The 15,980-nt window shown below is 67.9% G+C and carries 16 protein-coding genes; 9 read left to right on the top strand and 7 right to left on the bottom strand.

The genetic code is table 11. The features are described from left to right. Positions 1-73 precede the first annotated feature (73 nt). The gene (locus ACZYW1_RS09975) at positions 74-823 is read left to right on the top strand and encodes a DUF2786 domain-containing protein (protein ID WP_463785377.1); all 750 of its coding nucleotides are present in this window, start codon (positions 74-76) and stop codon (positions 821-823) included. After that, positions 820-1,320: a TIGR04338 family metallohydrolase gene (locus ACZYW1_RS09970; RefSeq protein ID WP_463785376.1), complete on the top strand. Its 501-nt coding sequence runs from the start codon at positions 820-822 to the stop codon at positions 1,318-1,320. Before ACZYW1_RS09975 ends, ACZYW1_RS09970 begins: the two co-directional genes overlap by 4 nt. On the opposite strand, the gene ACZYW1_RS09965 is transcribed toward ACZYW1_RS09970, so the two are convergent. Then, positions 1,317-1,460 (bottom strand): copper-binding metallothionein MymT, encoded by a 144-nt coding sequence (locus ACZYW1_RS09965; RefSeq protein ID WP_463785374.1) that lies wholly within the window; start codon positions 1,458-1,460, stop codon positions 1,317-1,319. The two genes, ACZYW1_RS09970 and ACZYW1_RS09965, sit on opposite strands and share 4 nt — an antisense overlap. 236 nt (positions 1,461-1,696) lie before the next feature. On the opposite strand from ACZYW1_RS09965, the gene ACZYW1_RS09960 reads away from it, so the two are divergent. After that, positions 1,697-2,593, top strand: a complete 897-nt coding sequence (locus tag ACZYW1_RS09960; RefSeq protein WP_463785372.1) for an alpha/beta fold hydrolase — start codon at positions 1,697-1,699, stop codon at positions 2,591-2,593. A 56-nt stretch (positions 2,594-2,649) separates the two neighbouring features. Beyond that, positions 2,650-3,306: an O-methyltransferase gene (locus tag ACZYW1_RS09955; protein ID WP_463785371.1), complete on the top strand. Its 657-nt coding sequence runs from the start codon at positions 2,650-2,652 to the stop codon at positions 3,304-3,306. Positions 3,307-3,402: 96 nt separating this feature from the next. Here the strand turns inward: ACZYW1_RS09955 and ilvD are convergent, their stop codons facing one another. Further along, positions 3,403-5,115 (bottom strand): dihydroxy-acid dehydratase, encoded by a 1,713-nt coding sequence (ilvD, locus tag ACZYW1_RS09950; protein WP_463785370.1) that lies wholly within the window; start codon positions 5,113-5,115, stop codon positions 3,403-3,405. A 198-nt stretch (positions 5,116-5,313) separates the two neighbouring features. Here ilvD and ricR point away from each other — a divergent pair, with 198 nt between their 5' ends. The 3 genes from ricR to ACZYW1_RS09935 all read left to right on the top strand — a co-directional run bounded on the left by ricR (position 5,314) and on the right by ACZYW1_RS09935 (position 8,044). Beyond that, positions 5,314-5,604, top strand: coding sequence for a copper-sensing transcriptional repressor RicR (gene ricR, locus ACZYW1_RS09945; RefSeq protein WP_293004029.1), 291 nt, complete (start codon positions 5,314-5,316; stop codon positions 5,602-5,604). A 41-nt stretch (positions 5,605-5,645) separates the two neighbouring features. After that, the gene (locus tag ACZYW1_RS09940) at positions 5,646-6,887 is read left to right on the top strand and encodes an MFS transporter (protein WP_463787774.1); all 1,242 of its coding nucleotides are present in this window, start codon (positions 5,646-5,648) and stop codon (positions 6,885-6,887) included. A 125-nt stretch (positions 6,888-7,012) separates the two neighbouring features. Continuing rightward, the gene (locus ACZYW1_RS09935; protein ID WP_463785368.1) at positions 7,013-8,044 is read left to right on the top strand and encodes a L,D-transpeptidase; all 1,032 of its coding nucleotides are present in this window, start codon (positions 7,013-7,015) and stop codon (positions 8,042-8,044) included. On the opposite strand, the gene ACZYW1_RS09930 is transcribed toward ACZYW1_RS09935, so the two are convergent. Continuing rightward, positions 8,045-8,413 carry a bleomycin resistance protein gene (locus ACZYW1_RS09930; RefSeq protein WP_463785366.1) on the bottom strand — a complete coding sequence of 123 codons (369 nt, stop codon included), beginning with the start codon at positions 8,411-8,413 and terminating at the stop codon, positions 8,045-8,047. It lies immediately after the preceding gene. A gap of 2 nt (positions 8,414-8,415) precedes the next feature. Next, positions 8,416-10,395, bottom strand: a complete 1,980-nt coding sequence (locus tag ACZYW1_RS09925; protein ID WP_463785365.1) for a M13 family metallopeptidase — start codon at positions 10,393-10,395, stop codon at positions 8,416-8,418. A 91-nt stretch (positions 10,396-10,486) separates the two neighbouring features. On the opposite strand from ACZYW1_RS09925, the gene ACZYW1_RS09920 reads away from it, so the two are divergent. Both ACZYW1_RS09920 and ACZYW1_RS09915 read left to right on the top strand, forming a co-directional pair. Next, on the top strand, positions 10,487-11,122 hold the full coding sequence (locus ACZYW1_RS09920; protein ID WP_463785362.1) for a hypothetical protein: 636 nt from the start codon (positions 10,487-10,489) through the stop codon (positions 11,120-11,122). Further along, positions 11,119-11,808: a hypothetical protein gene (locus tag ACZYW1_RS09915; protein WP_463785361.1), complete on the top strand. Its 690-nt coding sequence runs from the start codon at positions 11,119-11,121 to the stop codon at positions 11,806-11,808. The genes ACZYW1_RS09920 and ACZYW1_RS09915 overlap by 4 nt, the downstream gene beginning before the upstream one ends. 5 nt (positions 11,809-11,813) lie before the next feature. On the opposite strand, the gene ACZYW1_RS09910 is transcribed toward ACZYW1_RS09915, so the two are convergent. Genes ACZYW1_RS09910 through ACZYW1_RS09900 form a run of 3 tightly spaced genes read right to left on the bottom strand, consistent with a single transcriptional unit; the run spans position 11,814 to position 15,780 of the window. Then, positions 11,814-12,233 (bottom strand): CoA-binding protein, encoded by a 420-nt coding sequence (locus ACZYW1_RS09910; protein WP_463785359.1) that lies wholly within the window; start codon positions 12,231-12,233, stop codon positions 11,814-11,816. Beyond that, positions 12,233-12,769 (bottom strand): XRE family transcriptional regulator, encoded by a 537-nt coding sequence (locus tag ACZYW1_RS09905; RefSeq protein WP_463785357.1) that lies wholly within the window; start codon positions 12,767-12,769, stop codon positions 12,233-12,235. Before ACZYW1_RS09905 ends, ACZYW1_RS09910 begins: the two co-directional genes overlap by 1 nt. Beyond that, positions 12,766-15,780: an MMPL family transporter gene (locus ACZYW1_RS09900; RefSeq protein WP_463785356.1), complete on the bottom strand. Its 3,015-nt coding sequence runs from the start codon at positions 15,778-15,780 to the stop codon at positions 12,766-12,768. Before ACZYW1_RS09900 ends, ACZYW1_RS09905 begins: the two co-directional genes overlap by 4 nt. Positions 15,781-15,980 lie beyond the last annotated feature (200 nt).

Here is a 15,980-nt window from a genome sequence, read left to right as displayed (position 1 = left end):
ATGGGGAGGAGCGGCGCAGGTATGACCGCCGGCGACGATGCAGAGCGCAGCGATGGGGAGGAGCGGCGCAGGTATGACTGACGACAAGATGCTGGCGCGGATCGCCGCCCTGTTGCGTCAGGCCGAAGGCACCGACAATGCGCACGAGGCCGAGGCATTCATGTCGGCGGCGCAGCGGCTGGCCACGGCGACGTCGATCGATCTGGCGGTCGCGCGCTCGCACGCCGACAAGCGGACACCGGCGCAGACCCCGGTGCAGCGCACCATCACCATCGGTAACGCCGGCACCAAGGGGCTGCGGACCTACGTTCACCTCTTCGTGGTGATCGCCGCCGCCAACGACGTGCGCTGCGACATCGCGTCCAATTCGACGTTCGTCTACGCCTACGGGTTCGGCGAGGACATCGACGCCACCCATGCGCTGTACGCCAGCCTGGTCGTCCAGATGGTCCGCGCCTCGGACTCCTACATCTCGTCCGGCGAGCACCGGCCGACGCCGACGATCACTGCCCGGCTGAACTTTCAGTTGGCGTTCGGCGCCCGAGTCGGCCAGCGGCTGGGCGAGGCGCGCGAGCAGACGCAGAAAGAAGCGAAGAAGGACAAGCGCCGTCCACCCGGCACGGCAATTGCTTTGCGGAACAAAGAATTAGAACTCAAGGACTATTACCGGACCGCGTCGAAGGCGCGCGGCACCTGGCAGGCCAGCCGGGCCACCGCCGGGTATTCGTCGGCGGCACGCCGAGCCGGGGACCGGGCCGGAAAACGGGCGCGGCTGGGCAGCGGCCCGGAGTTGTCCGGAGCACGCGGCGCGCTGGAACGGTGAACGCCGAGCGGGACTCGCAGCGTTCCAAGGTCTATGCCGCGGAGGAGTTCGTCCGCACGCTGTTCGACCGCGCCGCCGAACACGGATCGAGCAGCGTGGAGTTCTTCGGTGCGCAGTTGACGCTGCCACCCGAGGCGCGGTTCGCGTCCTTGGATGCGGTGCAGCGTTACGTCGATGACGTGCTGGCGCTGCCCACGGTGCGGCGGCAGTGGCCCATCCGGACGCCGCTTCGGGTGCGGGCCCGACGATCGTCCACCGCCGCCCACTACGAAAACCGTGATGGCACAGGGGTTATCGCAGTACCCGACCGCACCGAGGCCGAGTGGGCGATGCGTGAGCTGGTCGTGCTGCACGAGATCGCGCATCACCTCTGCGATGTGCAGCCGGCCCACGGGTCGCAGTACGTCACGACGCTGTGCACCCTGACCGAGTTGGTCATGGGGCCCGAAGTCGGGCACGTATTGCGGGTGGTCTACGCCAAGGAAGGCGTGCGCTAGCCGGCGACCTCGACCATTTCGTCGCCGCACTTGCAGACGTACGCCTGGTCACCGGAGCAGTGACAAGCCACCTCGATGCGCACCCGGCATCCGCAACCATCGTGACCACAGCTCAACAGGGTGCCTGCTTCGTTGGACATCGTGTTTCCTTTCGGAGTTGGAGTCGATCGTTCGCCAGCGTATACCCCTGGGGGGTACCCGGCAAGGGGCCTCAGATGGAGTGGCGAACTCGGCTACGAGGTGGAATGCGAGGTCGAAGCAACGAAAGAGATAGCGCGCCCGATCGGTGAAAACGCGAGATATGGACGACCAACCCGCACCCTGGTAACCTACGGTAGCGTAAGTTACTGATGGGTAACTATGGAGGGGTCCGACGATGGGCGAATTGCAATACCTTGATCTGCACGGCGAGAGAGTGGCGTATCAAGACGTCGGACATGGTCCTGCCGTCCTGCTGATCCACGGGATGGCCGGCAGTTCGTCAACGTGGCGAGCGATGGTGCCGGTCCTTTCGAAACGCTACCGAGTGATCGCGCCCGATCTGCTTGGCCATGGTGAGTCGGCGAAGCCGCGTGGTGATTACTCGCTGGGCGCGCTGGCGGTGTGGCTGCGGGACCTCCTCGACGAACTCGGCATCAACCGGGTCACCCTTGTCGGTCAGTCCCTGGGCGGCGGTGTGGCCATGCAATTCGTTCATCAGCATCCCGAGTACTGCGAACGTATTGTCTTGATCGGCAGCGGCGGCCTGGGTCCTGAAGTGGGCTGGACGCTGCGACTGCTCGCTGCGCCTGGCGCCGAACTCCTGCTTCCGGTGATCGCCCCACCCGCTGTCGTTGCGGTCGGCGACCGGGTGCGGTCATGGCTGGCATCGCTCGGCGTTTCGAGCGCGCGAGCCGCGGAGACGTGGAGTGCCTATTCCTCGCTGTCGATGCGCCCGGCCCGGGAAGCATTCTTACGCACCCTGCGTTCCGTCGTCGATTACCGCGGACAGGCGGTCAATGCCTTCAGCCGATTGCATTTCTCGTCCGGTCTTCCGGCGCTGGTGATTTGGGGCGCCGATGACCGCATCATCCCGGTCGAACACGCTCACGCCGCCCACGACGCAATCCCCGGTAGCCGACTGGTGGTGATTCCCGGCGTCGGTCATTATCCGCACCTCGAGGCTTGCGACGCTGTCGTCGACGCCTTCGACGACTTCGTCATGACCACCACGCCGTGGCGGAGAAGCCCGCGTCCAGAGATTCAGGTCGCCGCAGATCCCTCACGCTGCTGACCGTGATTCGCTCCGCCGGAGATCGCCACTGTGTCGTCCCGCGCTAGCGTTGGCTGATGAGCCAAAAGCCGACACCCGCCGACGTTGACGAGTTCCTCGATGCCACTGTGCTCGACGACGATCCCGTGCTGACCGCTGCCCTCGAGGCCAGTGACGCCGCCGGGTTGCCGCAGATCGCCGTCTCGCCACAGCAGGGCAAGTTCCTGACGCTGTTGGCGGCCGCAACCGGGGCGCGGCGCATCCTGGAGATCGGGACCCTGGGCGGCTACAGCACGATCTGCCTGGCGCGCGGCGCCGGTGCCGAGGGTCGGGTCACCACGCTGGAGTACGAGCCCAGGCACGCCGAGGTGGCCCGCGCCAACATCGACCACGCCGGTCTCGGTGACCGGGTCGAGGTGCTGGTGGGTGCCGCGCTGGAGACGTTGCCGAGCGTGCCGGGTGGGCCCTTCGATCTGGTGTTCATCGACGCGGACAAGGAGAACAACCCGGGCTACCTGGACTGGGCCGTCAAACTCACCCGGCCCGGCTCGCTCATCGTGGTGGACAACGTGATTCGCGAAGGAGCCGTGCTGTCGCCCGGTGACGATCCCGTGCTGGTCGGAAGCAGGAGAGTGTTGGAGTTGATGGGGGAGCATCCACAACTCGACACCGCGGTGCTGCAGGTGGTCGGCGCCAAGCACTGGGACGGCCTGGCGTTCGCACTGGTGAAGTAGCGGCCGGCCGCGTCCAGATCGACGGTGGCGCGAATAGTTGCGAGTGCAGGTCACGCCCGCGTCGATCTCGACGCGCGGAAACTGGTGGGCTAGCGGCTAGCTGCAGATCGCTCCGGTGGCCGCCGACCCGACCAGCTTGACGTACTTGGCCAGCACCCCCGTTTTGTAGCGGGGCGGCAGCGGAGCGAAACCCGCACGGCGGGAATCGAATTCGTCAGCGTCGACGAGCACGTCCAGCGTGCCCTTGGCGACGTCGAGCCGGATCCGGTCGCCGTCGCGCAGGAAGGCGATCGGACCGCCGTCGACCGCCTCGGGTGCGATGTGACCGACGCACAGGCCGGTGGTGCCGCCGGAGAACCGGCCATCGGTCAGCAGCAACACGTCCTTGCCGAGGCCGGCGCCCTTGATGGCGCCGGTGATGGCCAGCATCTCGCGCATGCCGGGCCCGCCCTTGGGGCCTTCGTAACGGATCACCACCGCGTCACCGTGGGTGATGGTGCCGTCCTCCAGGGCATCCAGTGCGGCTCGCTCCCGCTCGAAAACCCGTGCGGTGCCTTCGAACACGTCGGAGTCGAACCCGGCCGACTTGACCACCGCGCCGTCCGGCGCCAGCGAACCGTGCAGGATGGTGATGCCGCCGGTGGGATGGATCGGGTTGTCCATCGCGCGCAGCACCTTGCCGTCCGGGTCGGGCGGGGCGATGTGCGCCAGGTTCTCCGCCATCGTCTGGCCGGTCACGGTGAGGCAATCACCGTGCAGCAGACCGGCATCCAGCAGAGCCTTCATCACCACCGGCACGCCACCGATGTGGTCGACGTCGAACATCACGTGCTTGCCGAACGGCTTGACGTCGGCCAGATGCGGCACCTTGGCGCCGATCCGGCTGAAGTCGGCAAGGGAGAGTTCCACCTCGGCCTCGTAGGCGATGGCCAGCAGGTGCAACACCGCGTTGGTCGATCCGCCGAACGCCATCACCACCGCGATGGCGTTCTCGAACGCCTCCTTGGTCAAGATGTCGCGCGCGGTGATTCCGCGGCGCAACAGGCCGATGACCGCTTCGCCACTGCGCCGGGCGTACCCGTCACGACGGCGGTCGGTGGCCGGGGGAGCGGCGCTGCCGGGCAGGGACATGCCCAGGGCCTCGGCGGCACTGGCCATCGTGTTGGCGGTGAACATCCCGCCGCAGGCGCCCTCACCGGGACAGATGGCCCGCTCGATCGCGTCGACGTCCTCCCGCGGCATCAAACCGCGCGCGCAGGCGCCGACGGCTTCGAAGGCATCGATGATCGTCACGTCGCGCTCGGTGCCATCGGACAGCTTCGCGCGGCCGGGCAGGATCGACCCCGCGTAGAGGAACACCGACGCCAGATCCAGTCGGGCGGCGGCCATCAGCATTCCGGGCAGCGACTTGTCGCAGCCGGCCAGCAGCACCGATCCGTCCAGCCGCTCGGCCTGGATGACGGTCTCGACGCTGTCCGCGATCACCTCGCGCGAGACCAGCGAGAAGTGCATGCCCTCATGACCCATCGAGATGCCGTCGGACACCGAGATGGTGCCGAACTCGAGCGGGTAGCCGCCGGCGGCGAACACGCCCTCCTTGACCGATTTGGCCAGCCGCTCCAGCGACAGGTTGCAGGGGGTGATCTCGTTCCAGGACGACGCCACCCCGATCTGCGGTTTGGCGAAGTCCTCGTCGTCCATGCCTACCGCCCGCAGCATCCCGCGCGACGCGGCCTTCTCCAGGCCGTCGGTGACCTCACGGCTGCGAGGCTTGATGTCGATGTCGGGCGAGAGGCTCTTGGAGGGCATGGGTTGATTATGCGGCTAGCGGCAGGTCGGCCAAAATCATTAAAATACCCCCAAGGGGTATCGACGCCGTGCCGGAAAACCACGCCTTACCAGGGTGGCGTGGCGCTCAGGCGGCCCGATCGTTGACAATGGTGTCAACACCGGCGCCGTCGCGATGGCCCGAGCACGATCTTCAAGACCACGATGTCGGAGGGGCAGATGGCACCCACACACGGATACTCGTCGCAGAAAGACAACTACGCCAAGCGGTTACGGCGTATCGAGGGCCAGGTGCGCGGCATCGCGAAGATGATCGAAGACGACAAGTACTGCATCGATGTCCTCACCCAGATCAGCGCCGCCAACAGCGCGCTGCAGTCCGTCGCGCTGAATCTGCTCGACGAGCATCTCGGGCACTGCGTCACCCACGCGGTCGCCCAGGGCGGCTCGGAAGCCGACCAGAAGCTCGCGGAAGCCTCCGCGGCCATCGCGCGACTCGTCCGGTCCTGATCGTTAACACGACGCAGGCGATGCGTGGTTGAGTAGTGGCCGTGGGGCCAGCCCGTGCTGCCGAGGGGCGAACTGCTACCAGCAGGCCCTGGACTCCTCGAATCGCCGTCCAGCTGGCCGTGCTGGCCGCAGCGGCTTTCACCTACGTCACCGCGGAATTACTTCCGGTCGGCGCGCTGCCGGCGATCGCCCGCGACTTCCACGTCAGTGTCCCGATGGTCGGCACACTGCTGGCCTGGTACGCGCTGGTGGCGGCGGTCACCACGATCCCGCTGGTCCGCTGGACCGCGCACTGGCCGCGCCGCCGCGCCCTGCTGCTGTCACTGTCCTGCCTGACCGTCTCCCAGGTGATCTCCGCGGTGGCGCCCAATTTCGCGGTGCTGGCCGGCGGCCGGGCGTTGTCGGCGGTTACCCACGGACTGATCCTGTCGGTCATCGCGCCGATCGCGACCCGGCTGGTTCCGCCGAGCCACTCCGGACGGGCGACGACGTCCATCTATGTCGGCATCAGCTTGGCGGTGGTGGTCGGTAGTCCCGCCACCGCGGCCATGAGCCTGCTCTGGGGTTGGCGGATCGCCGTCGGCGCCGTGGCCGCGATCGCCGCCGTCGTCACCATCGGGGCCGCCCTCGTACTGCCGCCGCTGTCGCTGAGCGACGAACAGCGCGCCCGGGTCGGTCGCGCGGCCGGGCACCACCGCAACCGGCGACTGGTGATCGTGAGCCTGCTCACGATGGTCGCGGTCACCGGCCACTACATCTCGTTCACCTTCATCGCGGTGATCATCCGCGACGTGGTGGGCATTCGCGGGCCGGATATCGCCTGGTTGCTGTCGATTTACGGAATCGCGGGCCTGCTGGCGATGCCGCTGGTGGCCAGGCCGCTGGACCATCACCCCCGGGCCGCCGCGATCAGCTGCATGGTCGGTCTCTACGTGACGCAGCTGGTGTTGACCGTGCTGACCTTCCACCGGTTGCCGGCGCTGGCGACGGCGCTGGTCGGAGTGGTCGCCATCGCACTGTGGGGTGGTTTCGCGAACGCGGTGTCGCCCATGCTGCAGGCCGCGGCGATGCGGGCCGGTGCCGACGATCCCGATGGCGCATCGGGGTTGTACATGGCGGCGTTCCAGATCGGGATCATGGCCGGGTCGTTCGCCGGCGGCCTGTTTCTCGAGCACGGCGTCCTGGCCATGTTCGCCGCCTCCGCCGCGCTGATCGGTATCGGAGCGGCCGGAATGACCGCCGAGCGGCAGCTCTTCGCCGTCGCCCCGGCCGACCCGCAGTAGCCGGTAAACCCGCAGCTCAGCGGCCTGACTGGGCGGTTGTAATTGACGCTTCGGCAACCGCTGGATTCATGGAGCGGCGCCACGGTCCGGCATACTGGCCTGAGACCGTGACTGGAGGGAATCAAATGTCGCGATGGACCAAAGGTCCGCTGACCGCTGCGTTCGGCGCCGCGGGACTGACCGCTGCGCTGTTCATGGGAAGCGGTGCGGCGATCGCTGACCCCGACCCGAACCCGTCGCCCCCCGGACCCGGGGTGGACGCTCCCGGTCCGGCCGATCCGGTCCCTCAGCCCGTACAGCCTGCCGACCCGATGGCCGGCCTGCCGCAGATCGGGGTGCCGCCGGCGGGCGGGCAGGTCGTGCCCCCAGCGGGTGACCCGGCCGCCGTCGCCGCCGCCGCTCAGACGGGCCCGGTCGTCGGTCAGAACCCGGAGCCCTTCACCGGCCAGCCCCCGTTCGTGCCGCCGACCTTCAATCCGGTCAACGGGTCGACGGTCGGCGTGGCCGAGCCGATCATCATCAACTTCGCCCGTCCCATCGCCGATCAGCACATGGCCGAGCAGGCGATCCACGTGTCGTCGACCCCGCCGGTGTCCGGCAAGTTCTACTGGCTGACACCCAGCCAGGTGCGCTGGCGCCCGCTCAGCTTCTGGCCCGCGCACACCGCGGTGCACGTCGACGCGGCCGGCACGCAGAACAACTTCGTCGTCGGTGACGCGCTGCTGGCCACGGCCGACGACGCGACGCACCAATTGGTGATCAGCCGCAACGGCGTCGTGGAGCAGACCTTCCCGATGTCGATGGGAATGGCCGCCGGTGGTCACCAGACGCCCAACGGCACCTACTACGTGCTCGACAAGAAGGCCAAGGTCGTGATGGATTCGTCCACCTACGGCGTCCCGGTCAACTCGACCTACGGCTACAAGGTCAACGTCGAGGACGCCGTGCAGTTCGACAACAGCGGCGACTACGTGCACAGCGCTCCGTGGTCGGTGTCCGACCAAGGCAAACGCGACGTCAGCCACGGCTGCATCAACATCAGCCCGACCAACGCGAAGTGGTTCTTCACCAACTTCGGCGCGGGCGACCCGATCGTCGTCAAGAACTCGGTCGGGACCTACAGCAAGAACGACGGCTCCAACGACTGGCAGATGTAGTCAACGGTTCAGCGGTGAACCGATGCGGTGCAGGGTGCCTTCGGAATCCACGAAGGCGAACTCCCGCAACCCGTACGGGGTGTCCTCGGGCTCGGTGAGCCGACCGTCGAGTCCGAGCGACTGCCACTGCGTGTGCAGACGGTCGGCGTCGTCGACGTAGATGTACACCGCCGCAGCCGTTCTCAGCGGATCGTGTTCCGCCCACTCGGTGATGTGCAGCGACACCGATCCGCGGTCGGCGAAGCCGTAGCGATCGGGGCCGTCATACTCACGGACGTCGAAGCCCAACCGTCGATATCGCGCCAGGGTCGCGCTGAGGTCGCGGACCGGAATCACCGGCGCGATGCGGTCGAAACGGACTGCGGACACGTCTAGTTCCAGATGCGGACTCGCCGTTGCGGTTCCAGGTACAACGCATCCCGCTCGCCGACCTCGAACGCGTCGTAGAAGCTGTCGATGTTGCGGATCACGCCGTTGCAGCGGAACTCCGGTGGTGAGTGCGGGTCGATGGCGAGTCGCCGGATGGCTTCGGCGTCACGGGATTTGGTCCGCCACACCTGTGCCCAGCCGTAGAACACCCGCTGCACACCGGTCAGCCCGTCGATCACCGGCGCGTCCGCGCCCTTCAGCGACAGCTGGTAGGCGAGCAGCGCGATGGACAACCCGCCCAGGTCGCCGATGTTCTCCCCGACGGTGAAGGCGCCGTTGACGTGGTGCGCGGCGTCCAGGCCCCGTGGCGTGAACACTTCGTACTGGTCGATCAAAGCCTTTGTCCGCAAACCGAATTCAGCGCGGTCGTCGTCGGTCCACCAGTCGACCAGGTTGCCGTCGCCGTCGTACTTGGCGCCCTGGTCGTCGAAACCGTGGCCGATCTCGTGACCTATCACGGCGCCGATGCCACCGTAGTTCGCGGCGTCGTCGGCTTCGGCGTCGAAGAAGGGGGGCTGCAAAATGGCTGCGGGAAAGACGATTTCGTTCATACCCGGGTTGTAGTAGGCGTTGACGGTCTGCGGCGTCATGAACCACTCGTCGCGGTCGACCGGTCCGCCCAGCTTGGCCAGATCGCGGTCGTACTCCAGCGCATAACCGCGCTGGTAATTGCCGTAGAGATCGTCACGCGTGATCACCAGCGTGGAGTAGTCGCGCCACTTCGCCGGATAGCCGATCTTCGGCGTGAACTTGTCCAGCTTCTCCAGCGCGCGCTGCCGCGTCTCCGGCGTCATCCACTCCAGGTCGGTGATGCTGACCCGGTAGGCCTCCCGCAGGTTGGCCACCAGCTCGTCCATCCGCGCCTTGGCGTCCGGCGGGAAGTGCCGCTCGACGTAGAGCCGCCCGACGGCATCGCCCATCAGGCTCTCGACCAACCCGACGCCGCGCTTCCACCGGTCCCGCAACTGTTCGGTGCCCGAGAGTGTGCGGCCGTAGAACGCGAAGTTCTCGTCGACGAGGTCGTCGCTCAACAGCGATGCCCGCCCGCTGATCACCCGCCAGCGCAGCCAGCGCCGCCAGTCCTCGATGTCCTCGTTGTCCCACAGCGCGGCGAACGCGATCAGCGCGTCGGGCTGACGGACCACCACCTCGGCGGCCTGCTCACCGGTGACGCCCAGCGCGTGGAACCACACCGCCCAGTCGAAACCTGGTGCCTCGGACCGCAGTTCGTCGAAGGTGCGCAGGTTGTAGGTCAGATCGGCGTCCCGGCGCTTGACCACGTCCCAGTGTGCGGCCGCGATCTTGGTCTCCAGCGCGACGATCTGCGCGGCGGTGGTCTCCCAGTCGCCGTCGTGCTCACCGAAGACGAGCGCGAGCATCCGGGCGATGTGCTTGGGGTATTCGGCCAGGATCGCCGCGTGCTGCGGGTCGCGGTAGTACGACTCGTCGGGCAGCCCGAGCCCCGACTGGCTCAGGTGCAGCAGGTAGCGGGTGGAGTTCTTGGAGTCGGTGTCGACGTAGAGCCCGGTGCCGCCGCCGATGCCGGTGCGCTGCAACTCGCCGAGTTCGGCGGCCAGCTCGGTCGGTGTCAGCGCGGCGTCCACTCCGGCGATCTCGTCGAGCAGGGGCCGGACGCCGAGGGCGGCGATGGTCGCGGTGTCCATGAAGCCGGCGTAGAGGTCGCCGATGCGTTGCGGATCGGTGCCCTCGGCGCCGTTGGTCGCCTCGGTGATGATGTCGCGGACCTGCTCCTCGGCCCGGTCGGCCAGCAGGCGGAACGCGCCGTCGGTGGCCCGGTCGGCGGGGATGGGGTAGTCGGTCAGCCAGCGTCCGTTGACGTGACCGAACAGGTCGTCTTGAGGGCGGGCACCAGCGTCGACATGGCTCAGGTCGATGCCCGAGCGGATAGCTTCTACCGTCACGCTTCTCATTCTTACCTGAGCATGGCCGCCGCCGTCGGTGACGGCAGCGTCACGGCGGGCGCGGCGCTGTCCGGCATGTAGCCTCACGCCCATGCCCGACGAGGAGCAGACCGCCCCGGCGGCCGAAGACGCCGCAGCCGAGAACGCCGCAGCCGAGGAGGCGGCCGAAGCCTCCGACAGCCGGATGTTCTCTCCCTACGGCGTCGGCTCGGCCGTGCTGGGCGCACTGTGCGTCGCGGCGATCGCGCTGGGCGCGGTGATCTGGACCGGCCACCGCAACGACTCCGGCGAGCGCAACTACCAGACCCAGGCCATGCAGGCCGCCGCCGACTGGACCGGCGTGCTGATCAACATGAACACCGAGAACATCAAAGAAAGCCTGCAGCGCCTGCACGACGGCACGGTCGGCGAACTCAACGCCGACTTCGACTCGTCGATCCAGCCGTATCAGCAGGTCGTTGAGCGGCTGCAGTCGCGCAGTCGCGGGGAGGTCGACGCGGTGGCCTTCGAGTCGGTGCACCACGATCTCGACGGGCAACCGGGCCGACCCGCACCGGCCGATCTGCCGGCGTCCATCGCCCGCCGCAGCGACACGGTCATGGTGGTGGCCACGTCGGTCAGTGAGAACGCCGGCGGCAAACCACAAACCGTGCACTGGAATTTGCGGCTCGGGATCGCTGACGTGGACGGCAAGCTGATGGTCTCGCGGCTGGAATCGGTCCGATGAGAAACGCGTGGCGGGTCCTGGCATTCGACATCGCGGCGCCGCTGGCGGCGATCGCGGCGCTGCTGGCGATCGGGTACGTGCTGAACTGGCCGGCCTGGTGGGTGTCGGCGTGCTCGGTGCTGACGCTGCTGATCGTGCAGGGCATCGCGGTGAATGTCTGGCTGTGGCGGCGTGATTCGGTCACGGTGGGCACCGACGACGACGCACCCGGCCTGCGCCTCGCCGTCGTCGCGCTCACCACGGCGGCGATGGTCGCAGCGGTGCTGACCGGCTACCGGCATTGGACGTCACCGGACCACGACCTGAAAGCCGACGCGGCCGAGGTGGTACGCATCTCGACCGAGATGGCCCAGGCGACCGCGACGTTCTCGCCGTCCGAGCCGATGGCCGCCATCGACCGGGCCGCGGCCATGATGGTGCCCGAGCAGGGCAACACGTTCAAAGAGCAGTTCGGCAAGGCCACAACGGATTTGGCTCGTCGTAACGTCACCGCCACCGCGGCGACGATGGAGGCGGGTCTGGAAGCCATCGGCCCGTCGGCAGCCGCCGTGGCGGTGGTGATGCGGGCGACGCAGAACGAACCGGGCCAGCCGCCGGACAACGCGGTGCTCGCGTTGCGGGTCACGTTGACCAAGCAGGGCGGGCACTGGCTGGTGGTCGGCGTAGCGCCGCTCAACCCCCGCTGACGCGGCTAGCGAAGTCGGGCGTGTTCGACCATCAGGCAGCGATCCATCACCACCTGCAGGCCCGCCGCCGCGGCGTCGCTGCCGACCTGGTCATGCCACAACCCCTCTTGCAACCAGAGGATTTTCGGCCGTATCGGCAGTGCGAGTGCGTCAGCCAGCACCGAGGGCAGGTCGTCGAACCGGCGGAACACGTCGACCATGTCCGGCGCCACGGGTAGGTCGGCCAACCGCGGATACACCTGCGCGCCGTCGATCTCGGTGATCGTCGGGTTCACCGGAAAGACTTGGTACTGACCGGTATTCACGAGATAGGTGTAGATCTCATTGCTGGGCCGGGTCGGTTTGTCCGACGCGCCGACGACGGCGATGGTGCGAGTGTCGGCGAGGATCTGACGCAGGGTCTGATCGTCGGGCCGGCCGAGCATCAGCGTCCGCGCGGCGGTCGCTGCTGCGTGCGCTGTGGCTGCGAAGGGGGCTCGTGCGAGCGAGCTTTGGCGAAGCGGTCCGACAGCCGGCGCATCCGGATCATCAACGACGCCGACGGGCTGGTGGTGGCCGCGAGGTAGGCGCGCAGCTCGTCGACGGGCACGCCGATCCGCGACGCGAACTCGGGAAGCTTGAGGCCGGAGCGCTCGATCAGGACCCGGACGTGGCGGGCCACCTCGGTGCGCTCGTTGGCTTCCAGGTGGGCGCGGGCGCGGTCCAGCACCTCGGCGAGCGCTTTGGAGATGCCGTAGGGGTGCGAGCTCTCCAGCACCTCTTCGACCTGACGCGCGGTGCGGCCGAAGGGGTCGCGCTTGATGGCGACCGCGATCTGCTTCCAGGTGGCGATGTCGCCACCCTCCAGGGCCGAGCGGATCGCCGAGGTCGGCCAGAATTCGACCGGCCGGTCACCGTTGCGGGGACCTTCCGGTGCTCGGTGCGGCGCCTGCCCATGGCGTCGGTCCGCTGCCAACGTCACCTCGCCTCCTCCAGCATCGCCACCGCTACCGCCAGGCAGCGTCGCCTGACACCTTCCCAGTCTGCCTTGGTATCGGACTCGGGCCAACCGCCGTCGTCGACATCCGACGGGTGAGGGTCGGCGAGTCGACGGACCAACTGGCTGGCGATCCACTGCCGCCGGGGTGATTGCCCAGAGTAATACCTGTCCATCCCGGCCAGCACGACCGCGGCGTTCTCGGCGTCCATGGTGTCGACGAGCTCGGCGAACTCGGCGTAGTCCCGGCTGCTGTTGCGGCTCAGGATCAGGTAGCCCTTGAGCCGCAGCGTCTCGGCACCCGTCGGGATCTGCAACCGGTCACCGGTGGGCAACTGGACGTGGGTGGTTTCCACCGGGCTGCGCCGCTCGAACACCGGCTGCTCGGCGTTGTCCTCGGCGGCTTGAGCCGCGAGGGCGTCCAGCGCCACCGACAGCCGGCCGCGCCACAACGTCACCGGGTGGACGGGCCGCACCGCCCGCGGGGCCGCACGCCCGGCGCCGCCACGGTGAGACAGGTTGCCGACGAACTTGCGCGCCGCCGAATGCCCGGGGCCGGCGGTGCCGCCGGTGGTGCCGTTGGGCGTGCCGATCACCGCCAACTGGCGGGTCGTCGAGCTCGCGACGTACTCGTTGCCCTTGATCCGTGCGCGCGGCTCACTGCTACGTCCGCATCCGATGAAGGCCAGCGGGTCGGCGACGGTGATCGCGTCGGGCACCAGGCTCTTCAACCGGGCCGCCGATTTCAGCACGATCCGCAAGTCGGCGCTGGGCACCGCGGGCGCCGAGATGTCGTTGGGGATCATCAATACGTCACCGAGATCGACTGCAGGCAGCGGCTTTTCGAAGTCGACCGACGGCAGGATGCGTTCCAGCCAGGCCGGCAGCCACCAGTTCCACTCGGCGAACACCGCCATCAGGGCCGGCACCATCACCAACCGCACCACAGTGGCGTCGACGGCGATCGCCACCGCGCACGCCACCCCGATCTCGGCCACCAGCGGCATTCCGGCGAAGGCGAAGCCGATGAACACCGCGATCATGATCAACGCCGCGCTGGTGATGGTCCGCGCGCTGGTGCTCACGCCGTAGGCGACCGCGTCGTGGGTGTTGCCGGACTGCAGGAACCGCTCCCGGATGCGGGTCAGCAGGAAGATCTCGTAGTCCATCGACAGGCCGAACGTCATGGCCAGCACCAGCGGCGGAACCGTGCTGTCGATCGAGGAGATCTGCGCGAAGCCGAGCTTCTCCAGCCAGCCCCACTGAAAGACCACCACCAGGCTGCCGTACGCCGCGGCCACCGACAGCATGGTCATCACCACGCCCTTGAGCGCCAGGAACACCGACTGAATCGACAGCAGCAGCATCACGAACGCGATCAACGCGACGAAGACCAGCACCAGCCACTGGGTCTTGGACACCTGATCGTCGAAGTCTTTGATCAGCGCGGTCGGACCGCCGACGCTGACTTGCGCCGAACCGGAGGCGGCCGCCGGCAGGTGGTCGCGCAGCCAGGAGACGGTGTGGCGGGCCCCGAGGTCCTCCGGGTCGACCGAGAGCATCGCCGAGAGCATCGCGCTGCTGTTGTTGTCGGCGAACACCGGCGCCGCGACCGACAGGATGTTCGGCGAGTGCCCGATCTGATCCCGGATCGCGGCGATCGCCTGCGTGTGGGTGGCCGAGGTGGCGTCACCGTCGGGGAAGGTCACCAGCACCTGCACCGGACCGAGCGCACCGGGGCCCAACGCCTCCGAGGCGGCCGACACCCCGGCCCGGATCTCGTGCGCCGAGTTGAACTGACGAAGCAGGCTGTTGCCCAACACCATCGACAGCGCGGGCACGGCCATCGCGAGCAGTACGACGGATGCCGCGGCCGCAGACGCCCACGGCCGGTGCATCACCCCGCCGATCCAGTGCGTCCAGAATCGTGACTGCGTGGTCTCCGGGCGCCGCGACCAGTGCAGTGCCGCCGACCGCTTGGCGGCCGACCGGCCGAACGTCGCCAGCACGGCGGGCGTCATCGTCATCGATGTCAGCATCGCGACCGCGACCGCCAGGATCGCGCCGGTGGCCATCGAGGTGAGCGCCGGGGTGTCGATCAGATAGATGCCGGTCAACGACGCCACGACGGTCATCCCGGACAGCGCGACCGCCAGGCCCGAGGTCGCCATCGCGGCGTCGACCGCTTCCTGAGGCTGACGTCCGGAACGCAGTTCCTCGCGAAAGCGCATCAGGATGAACAGCGAATAGTCGACCGCCAGCGCGATGCCGAACATCGACACCGTCGAGGTGACGAAGACGGACATCACCGTGTATGCCGACAGCAGGTAGACCAGGCCCATCGTGATGATCACGGTGACGATGCCGAGCGCGAGCGGGATCGCGGCGGCGGCCAGCGAGCCGAACACCGCCAGCAACACGATCAGGATGATCGGAACGTTCCACTGCTCGGCCTTGGCGATGTCGTGTTTGGTGTTGGCCGCCGCGGCGGTGCTGAGCGCACCCTGGCCGATGACGTAGAGCCGGACCCGGCCGTTCTGCATCTGGCCCGGCCGCTCGCCCTGCACGCCGACCTTGACCCGGAGTTTCTTCGCGGCGTCGCTGGCGCTGTTGTTGGTGGAACCGTCGAGCCGCAGTGAGACGACGTACGGCCGGTCGGGCTGCGGCGACGGCTGGGCCGGATTGGGCACCGCCACGACGTCGGGCTGCTGCTTGGCGACCTGCTGCAGGAAACCGGCCGCAGCATTCATGTCCTCGTAGCTCGCGTCCGCGCGCGGGGCCGCGACCAGCGCCAGCGGCGACGAGCCCTGGTCGGGGTAGTGCGCTTCGAGTGCGTCGTGCACCCGCAGCGACTGGGAATCGGGCACCTCGAAGCCACCGCCGGTGAGGTGACCTGACGAGGTCAGCACCAGGTAGAGGGCGGGGACCAGCGACAGCACCCAGCCCGCGAAGACCAGCCAGCGACACCTGCGCAGGCCGCTGCTCAAGCGCATCATGAAGTGCTGGATTTCTTTACTCCCCGCATCCGTTTGCACGCGCAGACCCGCGGGACTTTGCGTGTCCGCGAGCCTACCGCAGCCAGGTGGGTGCTGACCTGGCTTCCGGGTCGCTGAGCTGCAACAACTCGGCAACGAAGTCGATTCCTGCACAGGTATCCCACAGGTGTGACGAGGACCGCTGCCTAAGGTTGGCGACC

The sequence above is a fragment of the Mycobacterium sp. IDUB_36 genome (genome assembly GCF_055419225.1).
Note: the sequence above shows the minus strand (reverse complement) of the source record. Positions and strands in the feature narration are given on the sequence as shown.

Excerpts from the sequence above, each read along its gene's own strand:
- ilvD (WP_463785370.1), bottom strand. The coding sequence starts at position 5,115 with ATGCCCTCCAAGAGCCTCTCGCCCGACATCGACATCAAGCCTCGCAGC.
- ACZYW1_RS09915 (WP_463785361.1), top strand. The coding sequence starts at position 11,119 with ATGAGAAACGCGTGGCGGGTCCTGGCATTCGACATCGCGGCGCCGCTG.
- ACZYW1_RS09910 (WP_463785359.1), bottom strand. The coding sequence starts at position 12,233 with ATGCTCGGCCGGCCCGACGATCAGACCCTGCGTCAGATCCTCGCCGAC.
- ACZYW1_RS09975 (WP_463785377.1), top strand. The coding sequence starts at position 74 with ATGACTGACGACAAGATGCTGGCGCGGATCGCCGCCCTGTTGCGTCAG.
- ACZYW1_RS09965 (WP_463785374.1), bottom strand. The coding sequence starts at position 1,460 with ATGTCCAACGAAGCAGGCACCCTGTTGAGCTGTGGTCACGATGGTTGC.
- ricR (WP_293004029.1), top strand. The coding sequence starts at position 5,314 with ATGGCACCCACACACGGATACTCGTCGCAGAAAGACAACTACGCCAAG.
- ACZYW1_RS09960 (WP_463785372.1), top strand. The coding sequence starts at position 1,697 with ATGGGCGAATTGCAATACCTTGATCTGCACGGCGAGAGAGTGGCGTAT.
- ACZYW1_RS09935 (WP_463785368.1), top strand. The coding sequence starts at position 7,013 with ATGTCGCGATGGACCAAAGGTCCGCTGACCGCTGCGTTCGGCGCCGCG.
- ACZYW1_RS09955 (WP_463785371.1), top strand. The coding sequence starts at position 2,650 with ATGAGCCAAAAGCCGACACCCGCCGACGTTGACGAGTTCCTCGATGCC.
- ACZYW1_RS09900 (WP_463785356.1), bottom strand. The coding sequence starts at position 15,780 with ATGATGCGCTTGAGCAGCGGCCTGCGCAGGTGTCGCTGGCTGGTCTTC.
- ACZYW1_RS09920 (WP_463785362.1), top strand. The coding sequence starts at position 10,487 with ATGCCCGACGAGGAGCAGACCGCCCCGGCGGCCGAAGACGCCGCAGCC.